This is a genomic window from Pilibacter termitis, assembly GCF_900167335.1.
GTDB classification, from domain to species: domain Bacteria; phylum Bacillota; class Bacilli; order Lactobacillales; family Streptococcaceae; genus Pilibacter; species Pilibacter termitis.
Window position 1 is genome coordinate 1 of record NZ_FUXI01000050.1, and the last position, 8,255, is coordinate 8,255.

At 33.9% G+C, this 8,255-nt stretch carries 7 protein-coding genes and 1 pseudogene; 4 read left to right on the forward strand and 4 right to left on the reverse strand.

Going from position 1 to position 8,255, the window contains the following annotated elements; all coding sequences use genetic code 11:
- Positions 1-385: 385 nt before the first annotated feature.
- On the forward strand, positions 386-2,527 hold the full coding sequence (locus B5D30_RS12870) for a DNA cytosine methyltransferase (RefSeq protein WP_078808491.1): 2,142 nt from the start codon (positions 386-388) through the stop codon (positions 2,525-2,527).
- A gap of 232 nt (positions 2,528-2,759) precedes the next feature.
- On the opposite strand, the gene B5D30_RS13935 is transcribed toward B5D30_RS12870, so the two are convergent.
- The 4 genes from B5D30_RS13935 to B5D30_RS12890 form a co-directional block, all read right to left on the reverse strand.
- Positions 2,760-2,912 (reverse strand): hypothetical protein, encoded by a 153-nt coding sequence (locus B5D30_RS13935; RefSeq protein ID WP_159443349.1) that lies wholly within the window; start codon positions 2,910-2,912, stop codon positions 2,760-2,762.
- Between the two features lie 185 nt (positions 2,913-3,097).
- Positions 3,098-4,366 carry a sensor histidine kinase gene (locus B5D30_RS12880; RefSeq protein ID WP_078808493.1) on the reverse strand — a complete coding sequence of 423 codons (1,269 nt, stop codon included), beginning with the start codon at positions 4,364-4,366 and terminating at the stop codon, positions 3,098-3,100.
- Positions 4,367-5,062 carry a LytR/AlgR family response regulator transcription factor gene (locus B5D30_RS12885; protein ID WP_078808494.1) on the reverse strand — a complete coding sequence of 232 codons (696 nt, stop codon included), beginning with the start codon at positions 5,060-5,062 and terminating at the stop codon, positions 4,367-4,369.
- The gene (locus tag B5D30_RS12890; RefSeq protein WP_078808495.1) at positions 5,059-5,319 is read right to left on the reverse strand and encodes an RNA-binding S4 domain-containing protein; all 261 of its coding nucleotides are present in this window, start codon (positions 5,317-5,319) and stop codon (positions 5,059-5,061) included. Before B5D30_RS12890 ends, B5D30_RS12885 begins: the two co-directional genes overlap by 4 nt.
- A gap of 433 nt (positions 5,320-5,752) precedes the next feature.
- Between B5D30_RS12890 and B5D30_RS12895 the strand changes: the two genes are divergently transcribed.
- The 3 genes and pseudogenes from B5D30_RS12895 to B5D30_RS12905 all read left to right on the forward strand — a co-directional run.
- A complete protein-coding gene (locus B5D30_RS12895; RefSeq protein ID WP_078808496.1) occupies positions 5,753-6,583 on the forward strand; it encodes a hypothetical protein in 831 nt (276 codons plus the stop codon).
- Between the two features lie 390 nt (positions 6,584-6,973).
- Complete coding sequence (locus B5D30_RS12900) at positions 6,974-7,822, forward strand: hypothetical protein (RefSeq protein ID WP_159443350.1); 849 nt, start codon at positions 6,974-6,976, stop codon at positions 7,820-7,822.
- A 226-nt stretch (positions 7,823-8,048) separates the two neighbouring features.
- Positions 8,049-8,255 (forward strand): annotated as a pseudogene (locus B5D30_RS12905) (hypothetical protein); the annotation flags it as partial.

Below are 8,255 nucleotides of genomic sequence, written 5' to 3' on the forward strand. Positions count from 1 at the left end.
CAGAAAAAATACTTTCTACCAAGTAGACAAACAAGGTGTGATAAGGAATTCCTTTTTCCTTCTTCATATTAGACAAACGAGCAATCTTTTCAAATTCAAATCGCTGAAAACTTTTGGCAATTGAATGTTGAATAAATGACTTTTCTTGGTTGTTTCGTGTTATAATATTCATGGCATGAACACTCCTTGATCGTTATGGTTTGGTACTTTAATTATATCAAGTTTTGAGTGTTTCATGCTTTTTTTATTCCCCTTGAATGTTGGTGAGGTAAGGGGAAACGTGGGGTTTTGGTGTTTCAAGTTTTAGTAATTAATAGGATAAACAAACTTTGTGGTATAATGGAAATACTAATATGGAAATACTAATTTTGAACGAGGGATAAAGATGTCTTTAAAATTCATAGATTTATTTGCAGGCATAGGTGGGTTTCGACAAGGTATGGAAAAATCTGGTTATGAATGTGTTTTTAGTGCAGAAATTGATGACAATGCTTGTGAAGTTTACGAAGCAAATTATGGGGAAAATCCTAAATGTGATATAACTAAATTAGATGCTTCTAGTATTCCAGATTTTGATGTTCTTTGTGCAGGATTTCCATGCCAATCATTTAGTATATCAGGAAAACAAAAAGGGTTTTATGATGAAACTAGAGGTACATTATTTTTCGATATTTGTAGAATTCTAGAAGAAAAAAAACCGAAAGCTTTTATTTTAGAAAATGTGAAAAATCTATCTACTCATGACAAAGGTAGAACTCTAAGTATAATGTTAGCTTCACTTAATAAATTAGGGTACACAGTTAATTATAAAGTACTAAATGCTAAACAATTTGGAGTTCCTCAAAATAGAGAACGAATAATTCTTGTGGGAAATAGGTTAGGAAAGTTTTATGATTTTGATAAATTAGAAGAAAATCAAGTCTTTAGTATGAGAAATTTTTTGGATTCAGAGAACGAGTTTGAATATTTATCAAATGATGAATATACTCTGATAGAAGAAGAGTATGTTAAGACACAACCAAATTCTGGCTTAAGGTTTGTAGGGTATAGAAATAAAAAAATTAGAACAGTTGGTGTGAGAGAGGGTACAGAACATTTATCTCGAGTTCACAAACAACCTAATAGAATTTACTCTGTAGATGGAATTCACCCTACGTTACCATCACAAGAAATTTCAGGAAGATTTTATATTTATGATGGAAAGAATGTTCGCAAATTAACTATAGAAGAGTGTTATAGATTCATGGGGTTTCCTGAAGATTTTAAAAGGGTAGGATCGCTAAGTCAACAATATTTACGTATAGGAAATAGTGTATGTGTTAACATGATTAAAGAGGTATCAAAAGAATTATATTATTTATTAGAGGGAGAATTTGAATTGGTTGAAGAAATAACACCTCGGCAGTTGTTAGAGAACTTTTATAATGAAGTTCAAGGAAAAGACATAGATGTGATTAATGAAGAAAACCCATTAACTGCTGAACAGATTAATATGGTAAATAACATAGTAGAGAAAGAGGCAACAAATAAAGGTGTTTATACAGTTCTTTTAAGTAGTTTAGTATATAAAAGTCTCAACCCTACTCAAGATGTTAGATATCATCAAACTGAATTAGAAAACGGATATAGTGGAAGAAGTTTTGATACTAAATATGTAACTCCTTTTTTAAAAGAAAAACGATTACGTGGTGCTATGAAAGAGTCAGGTTGGCTAACTAGAAGTCTTGAACAAAAGCATCCTTATACATTAGATTTTCCAGGGGCTATAAATAATAAAAATGTTAAACAAAGTTTTCTTGGGATTTTAAATGATGTTGAAGAAAATGAGGTGTCACCTGATAAGTATATTCTGCATATTTTGAAAAGGAGTATTATAGAAAAAGAAAAGCAAAATATAGTTCTTCTGAATCCAGTAACGAGAGAATCAAAACTCAATATAAATGAGATACTAGAACTTTTGGAGCAACATTTTAACTATAAATATTCATCAAGAGGTGCGTCAATACTTCCTGTAGTAGCTTTCTATACAATTTATCAGTGTCTATTAGAAGAAATGAATAGATATAAAGGAAAATATTTAGAAGAATTAGGCTCCCATTATTCGTCAGATAGAAGTTCCAATGCAGCTGGAGATATTGTCGTAAGAAATACTAGTGATGATACTCACTATGAGGTTGTAGAAATTAAATTTGGAATAAAAATCGATAATATTATTTTAGAAGACGCATATAATAAAATTAAGCCAACAAAAATACAAAGATATTATATCTTGAGTACAGAAGAACCTAGTAATCAGGAAAAAATAGCTTTTGATAAACGAATTGAAGAGATTAAGAATGAACATGGATGCCAGTTAATAGTTAACGGCTTAATGAAAGCATTGAATTATTATTTAAGATTAATTGAAGATACTGATAAATTTTTGGAAAGATATATTGAGAATATTAATAGTAATCCCGAAATTAATTATGAACATAGAGTATCATGGAACTCCATTCTAAATAAAAAAATAATTCATAGCAAATAAAATGATGTATTTAAATATAACTTAACCCAATTATTGAAATGTTTAGTTTCTATCATTACTCCTTGGAGAAAATGGGTCGCCAATCTTTCCGAAATGAATGTAACTCAAAAATGAAACGAAGAAATTCAAGACCTACAAAAAAGGTATAGATTTCTATTTGTCGTATAAGAAACATCATTAATTTGTGAGAAAAACAAAAAGCAACTTCAGGAATGGAGTTGTTTTTTTGTTTTTATTTTTTCAATCCTAATCTTTTTGCAACATCATTGAACACTTCATCGTCTGAACGTTTCCCTATTACCACAACATCTATAATTTCTAGTGTACTTTCCTTGTTTCCATGAAGAACTTCTTTAAAAACAATCCTAAGACCTAAACGTTTCATTTTTATTTCTCGACATTGAGAAAGATCGTACTTCTTTTTGGACAGAGGTTTTCCAGCACTCATTCCTCTTTCTTTTATTCTTTGTATTCCTTTGTCTACTTGTATTTTTTTAGAACCTTCAAGTTTTTGTTATTAACAAATGCCTCTAAAAAAGCGAACGCAAAATTCAATCGCGTTCGCTTTTTTTAACTCGGAAAAGCTACCTCTACGACAAATAATTTCCCTTTTATCGAAAATTTTAGTGTCCCATGATATTTTTCTACGATTTCTTTCATGGATTGCGTGCCAATTCCATGCCCTTCCTCGCCTTTGGTCGAACATGGCAAACCGTTTTGAAAAGTAGGGGTACTAGTGTTCGCACTAAACACTTGAAAAACAGTTGTTTCGCCTTTTTCCACGATATTTAACCTGACGATTTTTTCCTCCCCCTCCGCTTTTCTGCTCGCTTCAAAAGCATTTTCAAAGAGATTGCCAAATAATACACTAATATCCAGTGGTGTAAGTGCTAAATTTTGCGGGAAAAAGCCTTGAAATTCAAATTTCACCGTCTTATCAAGGGAAAGTTGGCGAGAAATTTGTAAATCAAATAGTTCGTTACCACTTTTATAACTCCTCGTCTCCTGCTCCTCCTCTAACAATTGAGCAAGCAACTGTTTGACTTCTCCTATTTCCTCATTTTCCACGAAATAACGCAAATTCACTAGCTTGTGTTTGAAATCGTGACGAAATTTCAGAAACTCTCTATCTTTTTCTAGCAAACGTTCATAGTGTTCTCGCTGATTTTTTATGAGTTGTTCTTGCATTTGTTTTTCTTGTGCTAGTATTTTGGAATTTGCAAAATAAAAATTATAAATAAACAAAACAACGAACAGCAAGGCGATAGCAACTAAAAAAAGAACTTCATCTACTCTCGTCTGCTGACGAAATACTGAAGGCTTTAGGATTATTACGAAAAAGAATGATAACAAGGCAAGAGTTGAAAAACACTTTTCCGTCCATTTAAAATCTGTAAATAAAAGCCTTGTTTTATTCTTTGATACCCTCAAATAAACTAGAGACAAGAGTATAAAAACAACTTTTAAAATTAACTCAAGAAAAAAGAGGACACGAAAATTTATTCCATTCGTAATCACAGAAATGACAGAGAAAATTCCTTCTGACAAAATGAAAAAAACCGCATAAGTAAAGAAAGTATCAAGGTAGCCTCTCTTCTCTTGAAAGCAATAAGTCATTACAAAAAGAAGAAACATTTTCCCAAAAAACCAAGAATTTGTTACGCCAATTATCCAGAGAATAAATACGAACAGCACTAAAGCAATGAGAGAGAAAAAGAGTTTCTGATTTCGTTTCATATTGCTCCAAGCACGTCGGTTGACCATATCTGAAATGAGAAAGAGTTCCACTACACTTAAAATAGTGAATAAAAATTCAGTGATATACCATAGTTTTTCCACCTAACTCCCTCCTAGCCGTTTCATTAATCGTTTCACCTGCACCATTTTCTTTATCGCCACAGGAAGAGAAAGACGGTCATTATCAAAATACACTTGCAAATTCTCCAATCGGCTGACGTGTTTTATGTTAATCAAGATGCCTTTATTGCACATGAAAAACTCTGGAAATTCTTCGAGAAATTCCGCCCATTCTTTCATTGATTTCGTTGTCGTGAGTGTCTCGTTTTGCAAGTGAACAATCGTCTTTCTCTCGCTTGTTTCAATGGCAAAAATATCTTGCAATTTCGTGCGACACACCCCTTTTTCATGTTCAATTGTGATCACACTTTTCAGCCATTCCTCGTAAATACTCGCAATCGCCTCTTCTAAAAAGAAGTCGCTGACTGGTTTGGTCAAGTAACGATAGGCTCCGTAGTGAAAACTTGACGGTGCAAGTTCACCGTGCGTGGTGAGAAAGATGATTTTGGTCTTGGAATGTCTGCTCAAATACTCCGTTGCCACTTGAAACCCGTCCAATTCGGGCATTTCTACATCTAGGAACAGACAGTCAAACTCCATGTCCTCATACAAACATTGCCCACCAGAAGTGTACGTGGTAAGTGTGCAGGGAACCTCAAGGGTTCTAGTAATTGCGGTGAGTTTTTCTTGGAATAACGTAAGGCAGAGTGGTTCATCATCACAATAAGCGATTTTCAATCTTGGACACGCTCCTCGCTGATAAGTTCATACATTTTGCTGGCATCTTCTTTTTTCGTTGAGTCCATTAGTTGCAAGACTTTCACTGTCACAATTTTGTTACCAAACTGAATTTGAATATTGTCTCCAGCTTTCACATTTGTCGAACTTTTCGCCAAAATTCCATTCACCTGAATCCTTCCTTTATCCGCCACTTCTTTGGCAATCGTCCGTCTTTTAATCAATCTGGATACTTTTAAAAATTTGTCTATACGCATTGGGGTACTCCTTTGGTTTTTTCTTTATTTTAGCATAAAAGGCGGGGTGGGGGGAGAGGATTGATGTGGAAAATGTGAGGGGTGGGGAGATAAGAAAACGAGAAAGCATGAGTTTTTAGAAATAGCCTAAACTTTCACGAAGAAAAAAATAGTAGAAAATAACTGTATTAGTCAATTTTTATGTATAAAAAATATTATAACATAGATAGAAGTTAACATTTTAGTTCGATTGTATTGAAAAAACAGATATTTTTAAAATATACAGTAAAATATTTGTTTTTCCAAAAATAAAATGTTAACATTAAAATACATTAAGCGTTTTTAAGGCGGAGACTTTGGGGAATTATTGTAAGATGCCACCTTTTATAATAATTACACTATGAAAAAATGCAAACTGTATAGAAAATAAAATCTGAATTTGGAGGAATTAACAATGAAAAAAATATTCGGCACAATTTGCGTAGTTCTAGTAGCCTTTCAAAGTGGAATAACCACACAAGCAGCTTTTTTAGAAAATATATCTATCAGAGATTCAAAAAAAAGGGAGGTAAATCAAGTTTTTGTCGGAGACAAGGGGGATATTATTTTCAATCCTCTTGATAAATTACCCTCTGAGAAAATATATGGTCCTAACATTCAATCCTTGAATAAAAATATTGTAAAAGTGGAAAAAATCGGGAATGGCAGTCGATTTTCTTGGACGGCTTTAAAAGCAGGGAAAACCAATTTTGATGTCACAGGCACACACTCGAAAGAAACAATAGAGGATTATTTCAAATGGAACCCTGATAAAAAAGAGTTTATGTTGGAGAGCCTTAGTAAACTTAATGACATTACCGTCTACAACCGCCCGACAACTACCTACTCCGTTCACGGACAAAACTACGGTTGGAGTCAAGGAAGTAAATCTTCTGGAGTTATTGGCACGACAGGAAAATCACTTCGTCTGGAGGCTTTAAGCTTAAATATTAATACTCAAGGACTTGGTGGGAATGTGGAGTTTCGTGTGCATGGACAAAATTATGGTTGGTCGCAGGGGTGGAAGAAAAACGGTCAAACACTTGGTACAACTGGTCGCTCATTGCGTTTAGAGGCTGTTGAAATGAAACTTACTGGCGAAGTGGCGAAACATTTTGATATTGCTTATCGCGTGCATGGGCAAAGCTATGGTTGGCAAAATTGGAAGAAAAACGGTGAAACCGCAGGAACAACAAGGAAAAGCTTGCGACTTGAAGCGGTGGAAATTAAGTTAGTACGGAAGTAACTGAAAAATATAGGCGAAAGAGGACGGGAGAAAATTCAAAATCCAGCCTAAATGAAACAATCTAGAAATAGAAAAATCGTATGAAATCAAAAAAAATAAGCTCAACTACCTGAAACGACTACGTTTTGGAGAAAAGGAGGAAGTTTTAACTATCAAACAAACTCCCGTGTTAATTTTTTTTCCGTTTCGGTTAATTATTAAGAAATTTTTTGTGATATAATCCATGTAAATCAAAAATTGAAAGTCTTTTTCATTTGATTAGGGGCATAAAATGAAAAGATTTTTGGGTCACACTTTTGATTTACTTACCATTCTCAATTTTATAAATTGGGAGTGATAGAAAAAATGCAAACTGTAAAGAAAATAAAATCTGAATTGGGAGGAAAAAAAATGAAGAAAACAACCAAACTAATTTGCTTAGCATTTACACCTTTACTTATGCTTTTTAACGGGGCAATCGCAAACGCTGCGGTTTTAGAAGACATTTCTATCAGAAATTCAAATAACAAAGACTTAGGGCAATTTGCAAAAGTATTTGTTGGTGACAAAGGAGAGATTATCTTCAACCCTTTGGATAATCTACCTTCTGAGAAAATCTATGGTCCGACTATTAAATCTTCTGCTGAGCAAAGTGTGAAATTAGAAAAAATAGGAAAAGGTCAAAAATTTTCATGGAAAGCATTGAAAAAAGGAAAAGCAGGAATCAGCGTTTCTGGAATGTATTCTCAAGAAACAATTGATGAATATTTAAAACTGAATCCAAATTTAAGCGACTTATCATTGCAAGAGATTTCTATTCCACACAGCATTACCGTCTACAACCGCCCGACAACTACCTACTCCGTTCACGGACAAAACTACGGTTGGAGTCAAGGAAGTAAATCTTCTGGAGTTCTTGGCACGACAGGAAAATCACTTCGTCTAGAGGCTTTAAAATTGAATATTAATACTCAAGGACTTGGTGGGAATGTAGAGTTTCGTGTGCATGGACAAAATTATGGTTGGTCGCAGGGGTGGAAGAAAAACGGTCAAACACTTGGTACAACTGGTCGCTCATTGCGTTTAGAGGCTGTTGAAATGAAACTTACAGGCGAAGTGGCGAAACATTTTGATATTGCTTATCGTGTGCATGGGCAAAACTATGGTTGGCAAAATTGGAAGAAAAACGGTGAAACCGCAGGAACAACAGGGAAAAGTTTACGACTTGAAGCGGTGGAAATTAAGTTGGTACGGAAGTAATTGAAAAATATAGGAGAAAGAGGACGGGAGAAAATTCAAAACCTAGCCTAAATGAAATAATCTAAAAATAGAAAAATCGCATGAAATCAACATTTGAGAAAATGAAATTTCTGGCTCTATACTAAATCGTGTGGAATAACAAAAATTCCATGCGATTTTTTTGCATAAAAAAAGACATCTCGTTTACAATGTAAGTGCCTAACCCAACAGTAAAGGAGATGTCTTCATGGATAAGTGTACAAGAGAATTACTAGGATTTCAAGATGAAAGTTTGATATTTGAAAAGGACCGTTGGTTTTCTAGAGGGGTAGATAAGAAAAATAGAAAATTCAACAGAATTGATGGGCTATATGCGAAAGTTCCTACGCATTGCGAGAGTTGTGGGGTTCTATTTCAGAGCTCAGCAGATTACTATAAACATGGAACTATCGCA